Raw genomic sequence first — 19839 nt, forward strand, 5'->3', positions numbered from 1 at the left:
AACAAAATAATGATTATCAAATACTTACTAATTTAAAATTACTTAAAAAAGTAGTAGATTTAAAATAAATCATTACATTTTCAATGAAATTAAACCGATTTTCATGACCATTTCTTCAAAATCATTTCGGGAAACTGCCGCTTTATTTCTAGCTCTCGTACGATAATTATAAATCGTACTTAAAGAGTAACGAAGAAAGGCTGCAATTTTTACACTGTCTGTAATCCCAAGTCGGATAAGTGCAAAAATGCGAAGTTCTGTATTCAATAATTCACCTTGTTTTAAAACAATCTGTTCTTCCTTAATGAGCAACTCATTAAAGTCTTTTACAAAAGTTGGATATAAATTCAGAAAGATAATATCAAAATTTTTGTATAATTCTTCGAGCTCATTATCAACCAGAGTTGTTGATTTTAGCATTTTATAGATTTCATCAAACTGTTTTGCGGTTGCTTTCTTATTCAAGATAATGCGATAATTTTCTAACTTATTGATGTAGGTCGAGCAAAGACTGAAGAAATGCGCTATATATTCTTCTTTAATATGGTTTGATTCTGATAGCTGGGCGTTACGTTCCTGCAACTGATTATTGGTTTCAGTAATATGTTTGTTTAATTCAGCTAATTTTTGACTGGTTTCATAAAGTTCCCCACGAATTCTGGATACTTTCTTCATTTGTTTGTAAACGTAAATTACAGCTACAATTAAAAATGCCGATAACAAACTAATGCATAAAAGATAAAGTTGAAGCTCTGTTTTTCGTTTTGCTTCTCTTTCTGAATAAACAGTATTAATAATCGAATAAACTTCTGACATTAAAAGCGTACGAAATTGTACATTACAATAAAGCGCATCTTCAATCGCCGATTGCGTCAATTTATAGGCCATATCGACATCTCCAATTTCATAAAAAACCAAAGCCAGTTCCTGAAGAGAAGCGTTGTCTTTATTGGCGTTTTTTAAATCGGCAGTGGCAGAAAGCGCATAGTATTTTTTTCGCAGTTCTAATTGATGTGATCTTTCGTAGATACTTCCTAAAAGATAAGTAACCATTGCATATTGCGGATTATCTTCTTTGGTATTTTCCAGCAAATTCTTTAACTGTTTCTCAGCTGTACCCATTTTAAGATACATGCCTTGCTGAATTTTATTGATTTTATAATTCAATGTTCCCGGATCTAATACCATTAAAAGAGAATCGCGGTATTTTTGAATTTGCTGCATGTATTGCACGCTATAACTATTGGCAGCATAATGTTCAAAAAATTCACGATAGGCTACGTAATAATTTGGCAGCAATACTTTCGATAATGTTTTTTTGTTAATGCCTTTTATAAGCGCTTCAGATTCCCGGTATTTTCCTGAGGAAGAATAAAGCGTTACCAATTGTATTTTGGCCAAATTCAATAAATCTTTATTTTGAAGTTCTTCGGCAATTTTGAGATTCTTTTTTACATAAAAGATAGCCGAGTCTGAATTGAATTTTTGATATTCTGTATATAAGGTTTTATTATAATTGTACTCCTGCTCTTTCGTTAAATCGTCTGATTTAATTTTTTTGAAGTTTAAAATACGTTCTTCTTTTAACTGAACATAGCGCTGTTTGTTTTTCAAAGCATCGTTTAGCTTATCTAAAATAGTATCTGTACTATCTGATGCATGAACCGGGTTACCTAAAAGAACCAATAAAAGAAATAACAAACAATTTTTCAAACTGAATAAAAATAAATGATACCTACAAATATAGTAAAGTGATACAATTAATTTGATTTATTTATTTTGGCCCAATTTCTTCAAAATCTCAAAATTCATAATAAAAGATTGAGAAAAAGTGCCTTATAAAAATTCTATTTTAAAGAAATCACCACAATGTTTTTATAATTTTGTTAGCACAACATTTACCTTAATTAAAACTACATAGTCATGCCACATTTTGTAATTGATTGTTCCGAAAACGTAATCCGATTAAAATCGGCTGAAGAAATAATACAAGAAGTTTTTAACGCCGCTTTATCAACCGATCTTTTTATTGCTTCTGAAATTAAAGTCCGCATCAATCCATTTTCTAACTATAATAACGGAAATACGTTGGATGATTTCATTCATGTATTCGGATATATTATGGAAGGCCGAAATGCGGATCAAAAAGCAAAATTATCAAAGGCGATTGTAACAAAATTGAATGAAATACTCTCTGAAGTCCCAGTGATTTCAATTAATATTAAAGATTTTGAGAAGGCGAGTTATTTTAATAAAACGATGATTTAAGGCTTATATGATATAATAAAATTTATATCATTCTTTCGTTGTTATAAAAAATTAAAGCCTAATAACCCCAATATTGTCATCCTGACGGAGGAAGAACCCCACTAGAAATTCCACAGAGTAATTTGCCAAACTTTATCGAATTTCTAGTGTGATCCTTCGTTCCTCGGGATGACAAAAATGCGAATAAAAAAGCTTTGTCACAGTTTAAAACTTTGACAAAGCCAAGATCTATTTTCTTTATTCTACAATCTTTACTCTTTACTCTTTACTCTTTACTCTTTACTCTTTACTCTTTACTCTTTACTCTTTACTCTTTACTCTTTACTCTTTACTCTTTACTCTATATTCTCAATTAACAGCAATTGGTGCAGCCAGACAACTTTCCGGTATATCAAAAGCATTTACCAGTGCAACTGCATCGGGGCGAATATCCCAACAAAGCTGATTAACCATTTTACGGATTGCTTTGGTTTTCACTGCTTCCATATAACCATCTTCAAGATACCAGCCTTTGTTTTTTTCTAACTGCGAAAGCGCGTATAATTGATTTAGTTTCGTCAATACTGCTTTTGATTTTTCATCTTCAACCGTTTTAATCGCGGCCTGAAATTGTTCCAGAACGACTCTTTCCAGATAAGCCTGTGCAACATCGATCATTTGATGTTGGACGACATTAAAAGCATCATAAGGTTCTAAACCATTATCAACCAATTTTTTGATACGCTGTGCTGCGGAGGCTAAAATTGTTTTTTCTCTGTGAATAAATGCCTGCAAATGAAATTGATCATCTAGTAAATGCTCATCATCTGTTCTGCGGGTTGCTATCGGATTTTTTTCGGTAATAGCTACTTTGGCATTTTCATAGACATAATTGATAATTCCCAAAGAACCCATTTCTCCAAATGCTTTTCTGAATTCTGATAAACGATTTTTGGCGACTAACTGCATCAAAACAGTATTATCACCTTCAAAAGTGGTATAAATTTCGGTGTCGTTTTTTAAATCATCAATTCGGTTTTCAGATAAGTATCCTTTTCCGCCACAAGCCTCACGGCATTCCTGCAAAATATCTCTGGTGCTCCAGGTAGAATACGATTTCATTCCGGCAGCCAAGGCCTCGATTTCCTGCATTTCATCTTCCGTTTTATTCAAAAATCTTTTAGTCAGATATTGCAAAGCAAAATGAACGGCGTATGTTTTTGCTAAGGGTGGAATTAAGCGACGTTGGTGCATTCTGTAATTTAAAATGGGTACTTCAGAACCACCTTCGGGACCGAATTGTCTTCTTTGATCGCTGTATCGAATGGCAATTGTTAATCCTGATTTGGCTGCCGCCAATGCTGAACGCGGAATCCCGATTCGGCCTCCAACCAAAGTTCCGAGCATAGTAAAGAATCGTCTGTTATCACTTGGGATTGGGCTTTCAAATTCTCCTTTCTCATTGACAGAAGCAAAACGATCCAGCATATTTTCCTTCGGAATAACCACATTATCAAATGAAATTGTTCCGTTGTCTACGCCATTTAAACCCATTTTATGTCCACAATCACCAATTGTAATGCCATTTAAGGTATTTCCGTTTGTATCACGCAACGGAACCACAAAAGCGTTTACGCCATAATCGTGATCGTCAATAATTAATTTGGCGAAAACGGTTGCCATTTGCCCATGAACGGCAGCGTTGCCAATATATTCCTTCTGTGCATTTTTGTATGGCGTATTAATAGTAAAAGTCTGCTCATTATGATTGTAAGTTGCAGTAGTTTCTAATCCTTTTACGTTTGATCCGTGATGCGTTTCGGTCATTGCAAAACAACCCGGAATTTTCAACGAACCAATATCTTTTAAGTATTTGGCATAATGTTTCTCGGTTCCGAGGGATTGAACACTCATTCCCCAAAGACCAAACTGAACGCCAAATTTTATCACTAAACTCAAGTCATGATAACTCAAAGTCTCCATAATAGCAAAATAATCGGCTATGTTTTCTCCACCGCCATATTCCTTCGGATAAGCCATATTTCCGAGGTTTTCTTCGGCTAAAATTTTACACCAATTGTAAACGGTTTGGCGGTAAACATTAATATCAGTTGAAGTTTCATAAGCGAATTCAGGTCTTGAAATTACCGATTTTACTTTTTTGATAATGGCGGCTTCTTTCCCATCCAGAAGTTGTGTTATTTTCTGAATATCAAAATTAGAAGTCGTTTGAGAATTGGCTGTAAACGAACTGGCTTTAGTTTTAAAGTTCTGAATTACTTCTTCGCCTAAAATTCCAAGATCATTTTCAAGCTTTATAAACTCCGGTTTTACTGTTGAAATATCTAAGTCTTTTTCAGAAAGCGCCTCGGCAATATCAAAAATAGATTTAATAGATGCTTTATCCTGAATGCTTTTCTCTATATCCAGTTTCCATTGTGCGAGTTCATTTCGCGAAGGCGGATTTGAAATATCAACTTTAGAAAGCAATTGTTGTTTTTCTTCGGGCGAAAGCCACACTAAATCATTGATAAACTGCTGAATTGTGGCAAATTCTTTTTGAGTTAACAAATCATCTGACCACACTAAATAGACTAACGGTATAAAGGCTTGGAGTTTGGTATTTTTCATAAAATATAGAATCGGTTTTAAGAATAGCATTATAAATATTGCTCATAAAAAAAGCAGGAATGAAAATACTCATTCCTGCTTTAAAACCCTGTTAAGATTCTGGTAATTTATTTTTAAACCAATAAAAAGTATGCAAATTACATTTAAATAGAATCTTTAGACGACAGGGTATATTTTTGTTTTAACGCAAAAATATGGTGTGAATTAAAAACGATAACCGCTATAAAAATGATGCTGTAAGCTGCAATTTGCAAAGCACTAATGTGTTCGTGAAAAACAAAACTTGCTAAACAAAAAGCAATCATAGGATTGATGTTTAAAAGCATTCCGACTGTTGATGAATTTATACCTGATAATGCATACAGGTTCAGGAACAAAGGAAATATGGTAAACAAAATGGCAATGGTTTCGATACAGAAATAAAACTTAAATTCGGTTGGAACAGGTCCGCTGTATGCCGGATAAAAAGGCAATAAAAATAAGGCAGCCAATGTAATATGAAACGTTAGAATAATAAACTTATCAAAACCTTTATTGATACGCTGACTTACCAAATAACAAGCATATGTAAAACCAATAATGATACTGAAAAACATATCCATAATTGCCGTGTACGACAATAATAAACAACCGGAAACACTCAATCCAACAGAAATCCATTGGGTTTTACTAAGCTTTTCTTTTAAAAGAAAATAAGCCAATAAAGTGGTCAAAATTGGGCAAACTAAATAGGCCAGCGAAGTTGCTTTTACACTTACATGATTCATCACATAAATAAACGTGAACCAGTTTAACATCAGAAAAACACTTCCGCCAATATTCAATAAAACCGCTTTTCGTTTTTCTGAAGCTGATAATGCTTTAAAAATTGAAACCGTTTCTACTACTTTTTTTCTCTTAAAAGCAAAAACAATTAACAACATCAAAATACTACAACTAAAGACGCGGTAAAATAAAATATCTAAAGAAGGATAGTTATGTATAGGCTTTAGAGCGAGACTAAAAAATCCCCAGATTGCAAAACAAGTAATGGCTGCTATGTAATATTTGGTTGTTTTCACGATGATTAATTTGATTAGTTTTCTATTAAAGCAAATTTCTTAAAAATAAAACAGCAATACAGATACAGTTTTTGTAAATTGCACCATAACAGTTTTTTTTTATGAGAAATTCGAATTACTTATATCTTCAGTTTGCTGATCGCATCGAAAAGCAAATAAAATCGGGCGTTTTGAATGTTGGCGATAAGCTTCCTTCAATACGTGAAGTTTGTGCCGAAACAGGTTACAGTATGAGCACGGTGAGTAAAGCTTATTATGAAGTGGAAAGCAGATCTCTGATTGAATCAAGGCCGCAATCCGGTTATTATGTTAGTAATACTTCGGCGAGGATTATTACAGAACCTTCTCCAAGTAGTCCCGTTTTAAAATGCCTGAATATTGATCGTGAAGATTTGATTGATCAGGTTTATGGTAATATGATGGATAACAATATTACGATGCTTTCTTTGGGTTTTCCATCGAATGAACTCCTTCCAATTGCTAAATTAAATAAAGGGATTATTCAGGCGACGCGTCAGCTTCCAAATAGCGGAACAAGCTATGAACAGGTGCAGGGAAATCTTAATTTGAGAAAAGAAATCGCGCGTTGGTCTTTTACCTGGGGCGGTTCATTAACAGAACATGACATTATTACCACTCCAGGCTGCACAAGTGCGATATCGCATTGTTTGATGACGCTGACCAAACCCGGAGATACTATTATTACAGAAAGCCCCGCTTATTTTGGGATTTTGCAATTGGCTAAGTCATTAGGTTTATATATAATGGAATTGCCGACAAATATGACTACCGGAATTGAACTCGAAGCTTTAAAAAAGGCACTTGCAACAAAAAAGATAAAGCTATGTTTGTTGATGAGTAATTTCAGCAATCCGTCCGGAAGTATGATGCCGGTTGAACATAAAATAGAAGTGGTTAAGTTGATGGAATTTTATAATGTTCCGTTAATTGAAGATGATATTCACGGCGATTTATATTTTGGCTCAAGCCGACCAACCAATTGCAAAACGTATGACGAGAGCGGTATTGTACTTTGCTGTAGTTCCGTGTCTAAAACGCTGGCTCCGGGTTATCGTGTAGGTTGGGTTTCGCCGGGGAAATTCAAAAAGGAAATTCTTAGAAATAAAATTTATCATACCCTCTCCTCTCCTACTATTACACATGAAGTTGTGGGTGATTTTCTGAAAAACGGGCGTTACGAAAATCATCTTCGAAAAATTCGTCAGATCCTGAATCACAACTGTAATAACTATATTAATACGGTTCTTGAATCTTTCCCAGCCGGAACTAAAGTAAGTCAGCCACAAGGTGGATTTTTTCTTTGGATAGAACTGGATAAGAATGTTGATACGGCAGCTTTTTATCATTTAGCTATGAAACACAACATTAGCATTGCGCCAGGAAGAATTTTCTCTTTTCAGGATCAATTCTCCAATTGTATGCGCCTAAGTTTTGGTTTGCCCTGGACAAATGAACTGCGAGAATCAATCAAAACATTAGGAAGACTACTGCATTATTAAAATAGAAAACCAGACAACAATTACGTTGTCTGGTTTTAACAAATCAAAATCCAACATCTAACTACAGAACAAAATAAGCGTCGGCTTCCACTTTTTTTGTTTCCGGCTTAAGATCAAACTCTTTAATAATATCAAATTCACTTTGATATTCATTCAGCATTTGCATTATATTTTTTTCTATTGTATTAGCAATAGCGGTAACAGGAGTATCTGTTGGCCTATTCTCGAAAGGATCCTGCAAGTGAATTGCCATTCTTTCAATCAAAAAGAAAGCGGCAGCAATTGCTGTAATCAGCGGAATAGCGAACCAGCTCAATACGCTAGTCAATCCGAAAGGCAACAATAAAATAAACAGACATAATGTTAATCTGATATACATACTGTATGTCGTTGGAAAAATGGTGTTTTTAATTCTTTCACATTTCCCCATGTGATCACATAATCTCGATAAAGTATTATCAATTTCTACTTGCTGATACATATTAATGCTTTTCTCGTTTTTAGCATTTCTTAAATCTCTTGCATGCAGCATTAAAATTGCATTTGGAATATTTTGATGGTTTTTAATAAATTGCAATTCTTCATCACTTACCAAACCTTTTAGAGGTTTTATAGCATCTTTATTTCGAAGTGCCTGACCCAAACTATAACACCATGCAATCTGTCTTTTTGCAAAATTTTCTTTGAATTCACTTGCTTCGACAGAAAAATCAGGGTCTTTGTAAAATGTCAATACCTGACGAATTAAGGTTCTTGAATCGTTTACAATTGCTCCCCAGACAATACGGGCTTCCCACCATCTGTCATAGGCCTGATTTGATTTAAATGCTAATAACAAGGATATAATGGTTCCAATCATGGTTGGAATAGCAATTGGGATATCAACTGGCAGGTTTATAAAATAGTAATGAAAAATTTCGAATAATATTGTGTATGTAATTACCAGTGCTAATTCTACTTTAATCTTTCCGAGAACGTACCTCATTGGAATTCTTTTCTTTAATAACATATTTTCGGCTTTTAATTAAACTTATATTTTTTTTGAAGGAATGAGCTTTATGCCATTTCTTCGTAGAGTGATAAAACAGGAAGTCCTAATCTATCGTTGATATTTTCTTTTTTATTTTTTTTGAACTTGATTTTTTCGCCTTTACGTGTTTCAACTAACAAATCGATATCGTATTTTGAAATGGCTTCTGATAAATAAGGAGCAAATTCTTCGTAGTTATCATCAAATTTTGAAGTTTGGCTAACAATTTCAAAAGAGAAATTGGCACTTAAGTACTGCTGAACATCTTTAACATGCATATTAGCATTACCGTTTTCAATGTAAAGTGCTTTATTAAAATCTTCTTTGAATTCTTCGTTTCCTAAATGCAAAATCGGGCATTTTTGATTTCCTGCCAATTGTATCAGATATTGATGAATTCGTTTTGTTTCTTGTTTATAAGAATTGGGCAGAACAACTAATTTCACATCAAAAGCTTCAATAATTCCTTTAAAAATTGGGGCAGAAAGTCCGTATTGATTGTGAATTTTTATTTTGCAGTTTGCAGTATGTTCGATAATATATCTGCAAGTTTCAAGAACTAGTTCCTGACTTGGAGTAAGACTAACTCTCATTTCACGCAAAAATTGAGAAGACGAAAAAGTATCAGGAGTATCTGAAACCATCATTAGAATAATCTCGCAATTGGTATTTTTTGCCTGATTAACAGCTGATTTTACAGCGCTGATAGTATCTTCTTCTAAGGTCGTTGGTATAAGGAAATTTTTCATATGTATAATCGTTTAGTTTATACATACAAAATAACTACTCGTATATTAGAGGGTTCTTAATCTAAAATTAGAATTTCCTAAGATTCAACATTAGATTTTCTAATGTTGGCTTTTTTTGTACTGTCTTTTTTAAAAATGATGGTTACAATCGTTCCTTTGTTTTGTTCTGACTGGACTTGTATTTCGCCATCGTGCATGCGGATAATCTTAGAAGCTAAAGGAAGCCCTAAACCGTACCCTATATATTTTGCTGCAATTTTCCCTCTAAAGAAAGGCTCATACAAATGTGGGATATCTTCGGGTGGTATTCCGATTCCGATATCATTAATACTAATTTTAATCCAGTCTTTATTAGCAGAAAGCGTTACAAACACTTCATTATTATCAGAATATTTAACTCCGTTTGTAATAATATTATTGATCGCCAATTCTAAAAGCGGTTTGTTACACGGAATTAAAAGTAGATTAGAATCTGTAGGAGCAAAATTAAGTTTGATGCTAACGCGGTTATCCGGATAAATTTTATCCAAATCCGATTTTACATCCATTAATAACTCATCAATTCTGGCAATATCCAAAACTTGTTTTTTTCCGTCATAACCGGTTTGCGTTAATTTCAACAAACTTTCCGTTAAATTTCCTAATCTTGAGGCCTGACTGTAAATATTTTCAAGCGACTGAATATATTCCGGAACTGCTCTTTCTTTCAAAAGCATAATTTCAGACTCGGCAATTATAGTGGTGATAGGTGTTTTTAATTCGTGGGAAGCATTATTAATAAAGTTCGCCTGAATTTCAAAAGAAGTTTCCAATCGGTCCAGCATATCATTAAAAGTATGTGTAAGATCTGAGATTTCATCAGAATTTTTAACCTCGGGCAATCTGTTATGAAGATTAGAAGCACTAATTCTGTTTACCTCTTTTGTAATTCTCGCAACAGGATTAATAACTCGTTTAGCTAGAAAACGCCCTAAAAAGAAAGCCAGAAAAACAAAACCAATTCCCCCAAACAACAGTATTTTTACAATATATACAGTCGTAGTTTTTCCTCTTTTATCGCGCGCGCCAACAATCACAATATATTTTTGATTGTTTTCTGTAAAAACCTGACCTAAGTAATATTTACTATTTACTTCAAAATAGTCTTTTCCGGTTTCCAATATATTGGAATAAAACTTATTAGGTAAATTTAGTTTGGTATTATAATCAAAACTATTGGCGCTGTTTATTTTAAGAACATACTCTTCTTCTTCAATAAGTTCTTCCAGTCCATTTTTTTTAAGATTGCTATAGTATTTCTTCTTTTCAGGATCATTTTGAAAATGAATTGAAGCTACAATTTTAGCTCTGTCTTCTAATCTTTTCAAGAAATGATATCGATTATTCTCACGAAACAATACAAAAACTAAAATACACAATAACAGTGTACTAAAAGTAGAAAGAGCAACATAAGTAAAAGTAATTTTTTTTCTTATATCCATTTTATGGCTGTATAACGTAACCTAAACCTTTCATGGTATGAATTAGTTTGGTTTTGTAAGGTTTGTCTATTTTTTTTCTCAGATAGTTGATATAAACATCAACAACATTGGTATTCATATCAAAATTAATGTCCCAAACATTATCTAAAATCTGATCTCGCGATACAATTCTGCCGGTGTTTTTAGCTAAATAATAGAGTAACTTAAACTCTTTGGCAGTTAAAACAATTGATTCTCCGTTTCTTTTAACTGTTTTAGATTTACTATTAATTTCCAAATCACTGATTAAAATAGAATCTACTTTTTCAGTTTCCTGGTTTGCTCTTCGATTAAGTGCATTTACTCTTGCATCGAGTTCGCCAAATTTAAAAGGTTTCACCACATAATCATCTGCGCCGGCATTTAATCCCGTAACAATGTTTTCAGAGGTTCCAAGTGCTGTCAATAGTAAAACCGGGACAAAATTTTTGTCGGCTCGCAATCTTCTGCAAATTTCAATACCATTTATATCCGGTAACATTACATCTAAAATTACCACATCAAAAGTATAATTCTGAATCATTTCCAAAGCCGTTTTACCATCAAGAGCAACACTGACATCATTGTTGTTTTCAGCGAATCCTTTACGTAAAATAGATAAGAGATTTGGTTCGTCTTCGACTATGAGTAATTTCATTTGAATAATTGTATTAGTAACAAAAATAAGGATTGAGTTTAAAAATCTAAAACTCAATCCTTATAAATTATGATTTAATTATGAACAGTTGAACGAAGAGAATTTTAGATTTTAGATTTCAGAATGTAGATTTCGAATCTTGCTATCTTAAATTAGGTCTAGAATTTTTCTTCCTCATTCAAATAAAATCCATTGAAATTGTTTTAGAAAGTTTCTCCTGCATTTAAATAGAATCCTTTAGAACTATTTCCCCATGCCTGATCAACAATCAAATTGGTCCGGGTTGCTTTATCTATTAAAATACGCAAACCTACACCTGCAGCAGGCTGAACGGAATGAAAAAGTTTGGTATTAGTTTCCGGATTGCTTGTAGTTACAAAATTCGTAAATACAACGCCGCTGAACATTTGATTGCAAGTAATTGGAAACCTGAATTCGCTGGCCAGATAAACTAAGTTTGTTCCTCTGAATAATCCCTGCGTATACCCTTCTCCACTTCTACTACGCTGATCCCAACCGATGGCAGGTAAATTTAAATAAGGAACTTTTCCGCTGGTTACAAATTGCCCATAGGTCCAAAGAGCCAGGATATAACGTTCATTTTTTTTAGAAAGCGGAATAAAATTGCGATATTCTGCAAAAACCACATTGCTATTATCCTGATTTTTAAACAATACCGGATTAATACGATAATTTAAGTTCGCAAACCATCCACGAGTTGCATTAACCTGATTATCTCTGGAGTCATATACTAAATTAAGGCTTACTCCTGTCAAAAAATACTCCAGATTATTAAACCCGTACTTTTGACTATATTCATAATGGTAAGTAGTTTTTCCGTTTGCCAAATCTAATTCTTTATCTACGATACTTGAATACCAGTCGATATTGATACCGCCACCAACATAAAAATTCTTTTTAACTTCAAAAGAAGCCGTCTGGTGAAATTTAAAATAATTATAATCCATAGCTTGTGCAATCGAATCTATACTGAAGCCAGGTTCCTTGTCCCTGGCGGGCGGAATGATATTGGTTCCTAACCCATAATTGGGTTGTGAAAATATATATAAACGATAATCACCACTTAAGAAGATCTTATTGTTTTTTAATAAAATATTGTTTTTGATATTTACCAGCCATTGCTTTTTTGTGGTGTAGGTTATTCCAACATTGGCAATTGAATATTTATCGGCTTTTTCTTTTCCCTTGAAAGTATATTGCGCTACGGCTCCATAAAAGAATCCCGTCGCCGGTTGAGAACCAATGGCCGGAATGATTAAGAAGAAGCTATTTTTTATTGGTTTAACAACATAAACAGAATCTTTCTTTTTAAAAATTTCTAATATTGTTTTAGGAGGACAAATTTCTGGATTAATGGAATCATTTTGAGCGATTGATGCAAAATGTATAAAAAACAATAACACTAAGATTTTATATTTCTTCTGAAAGCAATTATTTTTTAAAAATTTTACCATCTGAAAGTTTATTTTTTGAAATAATGATTCAATCTTATTGTAAATATAAGTCTTATTTTCAACATTTTACACGAATATTCCTTTAAATTAAAAGGATAATGCTCATAACATTTTAAAAATTTAGGATTCAAAATGCGTCAATTATTAGGGTAATCAGTATCTTTTCACTCTCAAATAATCATCAAAAAACAACATTGAAAAAAGAGGCTGAATATTTTCTTGATAAAGAATACAATTCCATCATTTATGGTAGAGATGAAGCCAATTTCAAGGATTTTGAATGCTGTGTTTTTAATAATTGTAACTTTTCTGCCTGCACTTTTTTAGCTGTTACTTTTATTGATTGTGTTTTTAATGACTGCATTTTTAATGAAGCTAAAATCAATTATGTGGCTTTTAGAACAGCCACTTTTAATCGTTGTGAAATCAAAGAAGTAAATTTTGCAATGTGCGATAAATTGATTTTTGAAATTCATTTTTATGATTGCGTTCTGGATTTTTCGAAGTTTTATACTTTAAAAATAAAAGGAACAACTTTTACCAATTGCAGCCTGATTGCGGTCGATTTTATGGCCACAGATCTTACAAGTGTTCTTTTTGATAATTGCGATTTATACCGATCTGAATTTGATAAAGCCATCGCCAACAAAGCCGATTTTAAAACAAGTTACAATTATACCATCGATCCATCAAAAACGAAACTTAAGAAAGCTGTTTTTGATTTGAAGGAAGTGAAAGGATTGTTATTTAAGCATGATGTGATTGTGAGCTAATGAAATAAAAAAGCCAGCGTAGAACTGGCTTCTTTATTTATACTTGATAATTAATTCAATTTTTTCTCCATCACATAATCTTCCATCAAATATCCTTTTCCAATATCAATATTAACTTCATCGACAACTTCAAAACCTATTTTTTTATAAAAACCTAAAGCCGTATTAAATCGGTTTACATTTAAAATTAGCGCTGTTGAATTATTATATAAAGCTAGTTTTCCAATTTCATCAATAACCTTTTTACCAATTCCCTTCCCTTGTGTTTCTGGCAAAAGATATATTTTATGAATTTTGGTTGCAGTTTTGCCACTGTAATTATGTTCTATTCCGATGAAGCCTAAATTAGCTTCATCTTCATAAATCATATAAAATAATTGTTCTTTTTTATTGTACTGATCTGTTAATGCTTTATCAGAATAAAAAAGATCTAACATATAATCCAATTGCTCTTTTGATAGAATTTCGCCATAAGTAATGGGCCAGGTTATATGTACTATATTTTGAATTAGTTTAACATCACTAATCTTTGCTTCTGAAATTGTAATCATACTGTATTTAAAATGCTTAATATTATTTAGTAAAAACCTGATTTTCCTGTTCGCTTACGCGGATGAATGTTGTTCGTTTAGTAAGTTCTTTCAATCGCGACGCACCCACATACGTACACGCGCTTCGCAATCCTCCCAAAATATCCAAAACTGTATTGATCACTTTTCCTTTAAAAGGAACCTGCACTGTTTTACCTTCGCTTGCTCTGTATTCTGCTACACCGCCAACATGTTTGTCCATAGCAGTTGTGGAGCTCATTCCATAAAATTGTTTGAATTTTTCGCCGTTAACTTCAATCAGTTCTCCTCCACTCTCTGTATGTCCGGCTAACATTCCGCCTAACATCACAAAATCGGATCCGGCGCCAAAAGCTTTTGCAACATCTCCGGGAGTAGAACAGCCACCATCACTGATAATATGCCCGCCTAAGCCGTGCGCAGCATCAGCACATTCGATAATCGCCGAAAGCTGTGGATAACCAACACCCGTTTTAACGCGGGTTGTACAAACAGAACCCGGACCAATTCCGACTTTTACAATATCGGCGCCAGCCAAAAGTAATTCTTCGACCATTTCGCCAGTTACAACGTTTCCGGCAATAATGACTTTATCAGGGTATTGTTTTCTGGTTTGTTTTAAAAACTGAACAAAATGTTCGGAGTAACCGTTTGCTACATCTATGCAAATAAATTTGAGTAATGGATTAGCTGTAATAACTTGCCCAATTTTAGCAAAATCATCTTTTCCAGTTCCTGTGCTTATGGCAATAAAATCGTAAAAATCAGGAGTTACATCTTTAAGAAAATTATTCCATTCCTCCGGAGAATAGTGTTTATGAATAGCGGTAAATAATTTTTCTTTGGCCAAAACTTTTGCCATTTCAAAAGTACCAACCGTATCCATATTCGCAGCCATAATCGGAATTCCGGTCCAGATTGTGGTACTGTGTAAAAATTTAAAATTTCGTTCGAGAGAGACTTCAGACCGGCTTTTAAGCGTTGATCTTTTTGGTCGAATCATTACATCTTTAAATCCTAATTTCAAATCTGTTTCTATTCTCATGGCTTTAAATTTTCTGTTACTCTCAAAGATATTACTTTTGAAAATGACGGCTTTAAAATCAATAGAAAACTAATTATTCAGTTATTAACAATTGTAGATTATAGATTATTTAAAAATTCCACAGAGTCTCACAAAGATTTCACAGAGATTCACAAAGTATGAGAACCTGAAACTTTAAACTTGAAACAAAAAAAACTTACTACTTATTCTAAATACTTTACTTTTAAAAATCCAATTTTATAGTGAACCTGTAATGTGTCATTATTTTCTAACTTATATAAAGACTTCAAATTACTTTTTATTCTTAGCGAATCTATTTTATTTAATTGATCATCAAAAGAAATAAATTCACTTTTCTTATCATAAATATGAAACACTTTGTTTTCGTCATTTCTTAAAACAACATAATCTTTATTAATTTCTTCAACTTTTATTTTTGAATTAAAATATAAAAGAATATCATCTGTAAATCGTTTCGAAAAAAAGGCAATAAATAAAAAAAGAATTGAAGTACCAAAAAGGAAAGTTCTATTAAGTATTTTTCTTTTAAATCCTATTACTATAATAATTACAGCGAAAATTGAAGGTAAAATAAAAGAATAAAGCCAGGATTCATTTTTAAAAGCATCAACATCACTATAAAAATACTTTTCCTTAATATATGGATCTAAAAAAAAGAACTGTAAAATAATTAGAGCTCCAATTATTAAATATTGTACTAAAGTAGATTTTGATAGTTTCATTAATATGTACTTTTATTAATTAGTTTACAATCATTATTAATTTTTACCCATGAATCGTTTCTCCTTTTCCGTAATTAGAAATAATTGATTCTTCGTAAGCAAGCCATTCTCTCCAACGTTTTTCAACGTCGATTCCAACTCCATATTTTCTGGCGTATGTGATGAACGTTACGTAATGTCCAGCTTCGCTTTCCATTAATTCCCTGTAAAAAACAGCTAATTCTTCGTCCTGGATATTTTCAGATAAAACTTTGAAACGTTCGCAGCTTCTGGCTTCAATCATGGCTGAGAATAATAATCTTTCAACAAGACCAGAAACACGGCTTCCGTCACCGCTTTTCTTCATATATAAATAGAGTTCATTTACATAATCGTCTTTGCGTTCGCGTCCTAATTTTAATCCTCTTTTGATGATGATATTGTGAACCTGTTCAAAATGATCGATTTCTTCTTTGGCTAAAGCCAATAAATCCTTCACTAAATCCTGATGTTCAGAATTATTGGTAATAATCGTAATCGCATTTGTCGCTGCTTTTTGCTCGCACCAAGCGTGATCGGTCAAAATTTCTTCAATGTTTTTTTCTACAATATTTACCCATCTTGGGTCTGTTGGCAATTGTAATCTTAGTACGCCCATTTTATAAGTCTTAAAGTTAGAAAGTCGTAAAGTCAAAAGTCGTAAAGTCAAAAGTCTGAAAATCGAAAGTTTGAAAGTCAAAAAAAATAAAAGCCGAAGATCAAAACTGAAGTGAATTAAATTCATTTCAAGACTTTCGACCTTCGACTTTAAAACTTTATGACTGATTTTAGTATACGAAAATCGGTCTTTCGCTCATCATTTCGTTTACTTCGTTAGCTACTTCTTCAATAATTGCTTCATTTGTGTGATCAGCAAGAACTTTATCGATTAAAGCAACGATAGTTTCCATATCTTCTTCAACTAAACCACGAGTAGTGATTGCAGCTGTTCCAACACGTATTCCAGAAGTTACAAATGGTGATTTATCATCAAATGGAACCATATTTTTATTTACTGTAATTTCAGCTTTTACTAATGCATTCTCTGCTTCTTTACCAGAAATATTTTTATTTCTTAAGTCAATAAGCATCATGTGGTTATCAGTTCCGCCAGAGATGATTTTGTATCCTCTTTTTACGAAAGCATCAGCCATAGCGTTTGCATTTTTTTGCAATTGCATTGCGTAAGTAAAGAATTCATCTTTTAATGCTTCACCAAAAGCGACCGCTTTAGCAGCGATAATGTGCATTAAAGGTCCACCTTGATTTCCAGGGAAAACAGCAAGATCTAATAAAGATGACATCATTCTGATTTCTCCTTTTGGAGTTGTTAACCCCTGTGGATTTGGAAAATCTTTCCCCATCAAAATCAAACCTCCACGTGGTCCACGTAAAGTTTTATGAGTGGTTGTAGAAACGATATGGCAATGTGGAATTGGGTCATTCATCAATCCTTTAGCAATTAAACCTGCAGGGTGAGAAATATCAGCAAATAAGATTGCTCCTACGCTATCAGCAATTTCTCTGAAACGAGCAAAATCCATATCACGAGAATAAGCAGAAGCTCCGGCGATAATTAATTTTGGTTTTTCTTTAGTTGCAATTTCCTGAATTTTATCATAATCTAAACGACCAGTTTCAGCATCAACACCATAAAAAACTGGACGATATAAACGACCTGAAAAGTTTACAGGAGAACCGTGAGTCAGGTGACCACCGTGAGATAAATCGAAACCTAAAATAGTATCACCAGGATTTAAACATGCATGATAAACTGCAGTATTTGCCTGAGAACCTGAGTGAGGCTGTACGTTTGCGTACTCAGCACCAAATAATTCTTTAGCTCTGTCAATCGCAATTTGCTCAATAACGTCAACTACTTCGCAACCGCCGTAGTATCTTTTGCCGGGATATCCTTCAGCATATTTGTTAGTTAAAACAGAACCAGCTGCTTCCATTACTTCGTCGCTTACAAAGTTCTCTGAAGCGATAAGTTCTAATCCGTGAATTTGTCTGTCTTGTTCCTCTAGTATAAGGTCAAAAATTTGTTCGTCGCGTTGCATTTTTTCGTTTTTCGTTAATTTGATGCAAAAATACAAAAAAACGTTTGTGATACTGTTAGATTATGATATATTTGACATAGAATTTTTCAACAAATAATTAACATACACATGCCAATAACCGCCAACGATACCAAAAGAAAATCATGGTTAGAAGTACCAGAAAATAGTGACTTCCCTATACAGAATATTCCTTTCGGTGTATTTCTTACCAAAGAAAATGTCGTTACAGTAGGAACAAGAATTGGCGATTACGCTATAGATTTAGGGGCTTTACAACAATTAAACTATTTTGAAGGAATAGATTTAACTGATGATATGTTTATGCAGGACACGCTAAATGATTTTATTTCTGACGGAAAAAAAACATGGCGATTAGTCCGAAATCGTATCGCAGATATATTTGACGCAACCAATCCACAACTTAGAGATTCAACAAAAGATCGCGATATTGTTATTTTTAAAATTGATGATGTCGAGATGCAATTACCAGTTTTAATTGGTGATTACACTGATTTTTATTCTAGTAAAGAACATGCTACGAACGTCGGAAAAATGTTCCGCGATCCTGAAAATGCCTTATTACCTAACTGGTTACACATTCCGGTAGGTTACCACGGAAGAAGCTCTACCATTGTTCCGTCCGGAATTCCGGTACACCGACCAATGGGACAAACTTTACCAGCTGGTGAAAAATATCCTGTTTTTGGACCTTCTCGTTTAGTAGATTTTGAATTGGAAACAGCTTTTATTACAACAGACGTTAATGTAATGGGAGAAAATATTCCAACTTACGAAGCAGAAGATTATATTTTCGGAATGGTTTTATTGAATGACTGGAGCGCGCGCGATATCCAGAAATGGGAATATGTACCACTTGGACCATTCTTAGCCAAAAACTTTGCAACCTCAATTTCTCCATGGATTGTGACTATGGATGCTTTAGAACCTTTTAGAACTAAAGGCCCAAAACAAGATCCATCTCCGCTTCCATATTTACAGACAAAAGGAAAAAAAGCTTTTGATATTCATTTAGAAGTTTCAATTCAGCCTGAAAATCAAGAGGAAGAAACTGTAGTTTCAAAATCAAATTTCAAATATTTGTATTGGTCAATGGCCCAGCAATTAGCACATCATACTTCAAATGGGTGCCGTGTAAATTCTGGTGACATGATGGGTTCCGGAACTATTTCTGGCCCAACTCCTGATAGTTTTGGTTCTATGTTAGAATTGACTTGGGGAGGAAAAAATCCGATCAAATTAAAAGACGGCAGCGAACGTAAATTTATCGAAGATAATGATACCGTTATCATTAGAGGTTTCTGCGAAAATGCAGAAGTAAGAATTGGTTTTGGAGAAGTTGCCAGTCAACTTTTACCTCCGTTTATCAGACAATGAAGAGCAGATAAATTATCTGAAGAGATATAAAAATATAAAACCTTGGTTCTCGCCAAGGTTTTTTTATGCTTTATTTTTAAGCAAATACTTTTATGTTTGAATCTCGCAATCCCGATAGCTATCGGGAGCAGAGCCTGAAAGTTTTATTAAAAGATTAAATAGCGTCCAACTTTAGCCGGATGGAAATATTTAACGCAAACAAAAAGGCTTTAGCCAAACTAATCTAGTTTGGCTAAAGCCTTTTTTATATTCAAATCGTTTTCCCCTAGCTGAAGCTAGGGGCTATGCAAAAAAACTTAGAAATAAAATCTTAGCGACTCTGCGAGATTAAATTACACGTAAAACACAAAAAACTTAGTGTCT

Annotated in this window: 17 protein-coding genes; 4 read left to right on the forward strand and 13 right to left on the reverse strand. The window is 33.3% G+C overall.

All coding sequences use genetic code 11. The features are described from left to right. Positions 1 to 72 precede the first annotated feature (72 nt). Positions 73 to 1713: a DUF6377 domain-containing protein gene (locus BUA98_RS07925; protein WP_072971063.1), complete on the reverse strand. Its 1641-nt coding sequence runs from the start codon at positions 1711 to 1713 to the stop codon at positions 73 to 75. Positions 1714 to 1923: 210 nt separating this feature from the next. Between BUA98_RS07925 and BUA98_RS07930 the strand changes: the two genes are divergently transcribed. Beyond that, the gene (locus BUA98_RS07930; RefSeq protein ID WP_072971064.1) at positions 1924 to 2268 is read left to right on the forward strand and encodes a 5-carboxymethyl-2-hydroxymuconate Delta-isomerase; all 345 of its coding nucleotides are present in this window, start codon (positions 1924 to 1926) and stop codon (positions 2266 to 2268) included. 348 nt (positions 2269 to 2616) lie between these two features. On the opposite strand, the gene BUA98_RS07935 is transcribed toward BUA98_RS07930, so the two are convergent. After that, complete coding sequence (locus BUA98_RS07935; protein ID WP_072971065.1) at positions 2617 to 4878, reverse strand: acyl-CoA dehydrogenase family protein; 2262 nt, start codon at positions 4876 to 4878, stop codon at positions 2617 to 2619. A 143-nt stretch (positions 4879 to 5021) separates the two neighbouring features. Continuing rightward, positions 5022 to 5939 (reverse strand): EamA family transporter, encoded by a 918-nt coding sequence (locus tag BUA98_RS07940; protein WP_072971066.1) that lies wholly within the window; start codon positions 5937 to 5939, stop codon positions 5022 to 5024. Positions 5940 to 6040: 101 nt separating this feature from the next. Here BUA98_RS07940 and BUA98_RS07945 point away from each other — a divergent pair, with 101 nt between their 5' ends. Next, complete coding sequence (locus BUA98_RS07945) at positions 6041 to 7459, forward strand: aminotransferase-like domain-containing protein (protein WP_072971067.1); 1419 nt, start codon at positions 6041 to 6043, stop codon at positions 7457 to 7459. A 61-nt stretch (positions 7460 to 7520) separates the two neighbouring features. Here BUA98_RS07945 and BUA98_RS07950 read toward each other — a convergent pair whose 3' ends face one another. The 5 genes from BUA98_RS07950 to BUA98_RS07970 all read right to left on the reverse strand — a co-directional run bounded on the left by BUA98_RS07950 (position 7521) and on the right by BUA98_RS07970 (position 12870). Further along, positions 7521 to 8468 (reverse strand): bestrophin family protein, encoded by a 948-nt coding sequence (locus BUA98_RS07950; RefSeq protein WP_072971068.1) that lies wholly within the window; start codon positions 8466 to 8468, stop codon positions 7521 to 7523. Positions 8469 to 8515: 47 nt separating this feature from the next. Then, a complete protein-coding gene (locus tag BUA98_RS07955) occupies positions 8516 to 9238 on the reverse strand; it encodes an adenine nucleotide alpha hydrolase family protein (protein WP_072971069.1) in 723 nt (240 codons plus the stop codon). Between the two features lie 77 nt (positions 9239 to 9315). Beyond that, entirely contained in the window at positions 9316 to 10719 is a 1404-nt protein-coding gene (locus tag BUA98_RS07960; RefSeq protein ID WP_072971070.1) for a sensor histidine kinase, read from the reverse strand. A gap of 1 nt (position 10720) precedes the next feature. After that, positions 10721 to 11395 carry a response regulator transcription factor gene (locus tag BUA98_RS07965; protein ID WP_072971071.1) on the reverse strand — a complete coding sequence of 225 codons (675 nt, stop codon included), beginning with the start codon at positions 11393 to 11395 and terminating at the stop codon, positions 10721 to 10723. A gap of 203 nt (positions 11396 to 11598) precedes the next feature. After that, positions 11599 to 12870, reverse strand: coding sequence for a BamA/TamA family outer membrane protein (locus BUA98_RS07970; protein WP_072971072.1), 1272 nt, complete (start codon positions 12868 to 12870; stop codon positions 11599 to 11601). 194 nt (positions 12871 to 13064) lie between these two features. Here BUA98_RS07970 and BUA98_RS07975 point away from each other — a divergent pair, with 194 nt between their 5' ends. Then, positions 13065 to 13643, forward strand: coding sequence for a pentapeptide repeat-containing protein (locus BUA98_RS07975; protein WP_072971073.1), 579 nt, complete (start codon positions 13065 to 13067; stop codon positions 13641 to 13643). Positions 13644 to 13693: 50 nt separating this feature from the next. Here the strand turns inward: BUA98_RS07975 and BUA98_RS07980 are convergent, their stop codons facing one another. From BUA98_RS07980 to glyA, 5 genes are all read right to left on the reverse strand, one after another. Then, the gene (locus BUA98_RS07980) at positions 13694 to 14194 is read right to left on the reverse strand and encodes a GNAT family N-acetyltransferase (protein ID WP_072971074.1); all 501 of its coding nucleotides are present in this window, start codon (positions 14192 to 14194) and stop codon (positions 13694 to 13696) included. A 22-nt stretch (positions 14195 to 14216) separates the two neighbouring features. Then, entirely contained in the window at positions 14217 to 15257 is a 1041-nt protein-coding gene (locus BUA98_RS07985; protein ID WP_072971075.1) for a GMP reductase, read from the reverse strand. Positions 15258 to 15460: 203 nt separating this feature from the next. After that, entirely contained in the window at positions 15461 to 16000 is a 540-nt protein-coding gene (locus BUA98_RS07990) for a hypothetical protein (RefSeq protein ID WP_072971076.1), read from the reverse strand. 43 nt (positions 16001 to 16043) lie between these two features. Next, positions 16044 to 16637 (reverse strand): MiaE family protein, encoded by a 594-nt coding sequence (miaE, locus tag BUA98_RS07995; RefSeq protein ID WP_026985454.1) that lies wholly within the window; start codon positions 16635 to 16637, stop codon positions 16044 to 16046. Between the two features lie 169 nt (positions 16638 to 16806). After that, positions 16807 to 18081, reverse strand: a complete 1275-nt coding sequence (gene glyA, locus BUA98_RS08000; protein WP_072971077.1) for a serine hydroxymethyltransferase — start codon at positions 18079 to 18081, stop codon at positions 16807 to 16809. A 108-nt stretch (positions 18082 to 18189) separates the two neighbouring features. Between glyA and fahA the strand changes: the two genes are divergently transcribed. Further along, on the forward strand, positions 18190 to 19476 hold the full coding sequence (gene fahA / locus BUA98_RS08005) for a fumarylacetoacetase (RefSeq protein WP_072971078.1): 1287 nt from the start codon (positions 18190 to 18192) through the stop codon (positions 19474 to 19476). Positions 19477 to 19839: the final 363 nt, after the last annotated feature.

Source organism: Flavobacterium saccharophilum (assembly GCF_900142735.1).
GTDB classification, from domain to species: Bacteria; Bacteroidota; Bacteroidia; order Flavobacteriales; family Flavobacteriaceae; genus Flavobacterium; species Flavobacterium saccharophilum.

What these genes read in the sequence shown, in the direction of transcription:
- BUA98_RS07985 (WP_072971075.1), bottom strand. Translation starts at nt 15,257, where the DNA reads ATGAGAATAGAAACAGATTTGAAATTAGGATTTAAAGATGTAATGATT.
- BUA98_RS07945 (WP_072971067.1), top strand. Translation starts at nt 6,041, where the DNA reads ATGAGAAATTCGAATTACTTATATCTTCAGTTTGCTGATCGCATCGAA.
- glyA (WP_072971077.1), bottom strand. Translation starts at nt 18,081, where the DNA reads ATGCAACGCGACGAACAAATTTTTGACCTTATACTAGAGGAACAAGAC.
- BUA98_RS07950 (WP_072971068.1), bottom strand. Translation starts at nt 8,468, where the DNA reads ATGTTATTAAAGAAAAGAATTCCAATGAGGTACGTTCTCGGAAAGATT.
- BUA98_RS07930 (WP_072971064.1), top strand. Translation starts at nt 1,924, where the DNA reads ATGCCACATTTTGTAATTGATTGTTCCGAAAACGTAATCCGATTAAAA.
- BUA98_RS07955 (WP_072971069.1), bottom strand. Translation starts at nt 9,238, where the DNA reads ATGAAAAATTTCCTTATACCAACGACCTTAGAAGAAGATACTATCAGC.
- BUA98_RS07980 (WP_072971074.1), bottom strand. Translation starts at nt 14,194, where the DNA reads ATGATTACAATTTCAGAAGCAAAGATTAGTGATGTTAAACTAATTCAA.
- BUA98_RS07990 (WP_072971076.1), bottom strand. Translation starts at nt 16,000, where the DNA reads ATGAAACTATCAAAATCTACTTTAGTACAATATTTAATAATTGGAGCT.
- BUA98_RS07970 (WP_072971072.1), bottom strand. Translation starts at nt 12,870, where the DNA reads ATGGTAAAATTTTTAAAAAATAATTGCTTTCAGAAGAAATATAAAATC.
- BUA98_RS07960 (WP_072971070.1), bottom strand. Translation starts at nt 10,719, where the DNA reads ATGGATATAAGAAAAAAAATTACTTTTACTTATGTTGCTCTTTCTACT.
- BUA98_RS07935 (WP_072971065.1), bottom strand. Translation starts at nt 4,878, where the DNA reads ATGAAAAATACCAAACTCCAAGCCTTTATACCGTTAGTCTATTTAGTG.
- miaE (WP_026985454.1), bottom strand. Translation starts at nt 16,637, where the DNA reads ATGGGCGTACTAAGATTACAATTGCCAACAGACCCAAGATGGGTAAAT.
- fahA (WP_072971078.1), top strand. Translation starts at nt 18,190, where the DNA reads ATGCCAATAACCGCCAACGATACCAAAAGAAAATCATGGTTAGAAGTA.
- BUA98_RS07965 (WP_072971071.1), bottom strand. Translation starts at nt 11,395, where the DNA reads ATGAAATTACTCATAGTCGAAGACGAACCAAATCTCTTATCTATTTTA.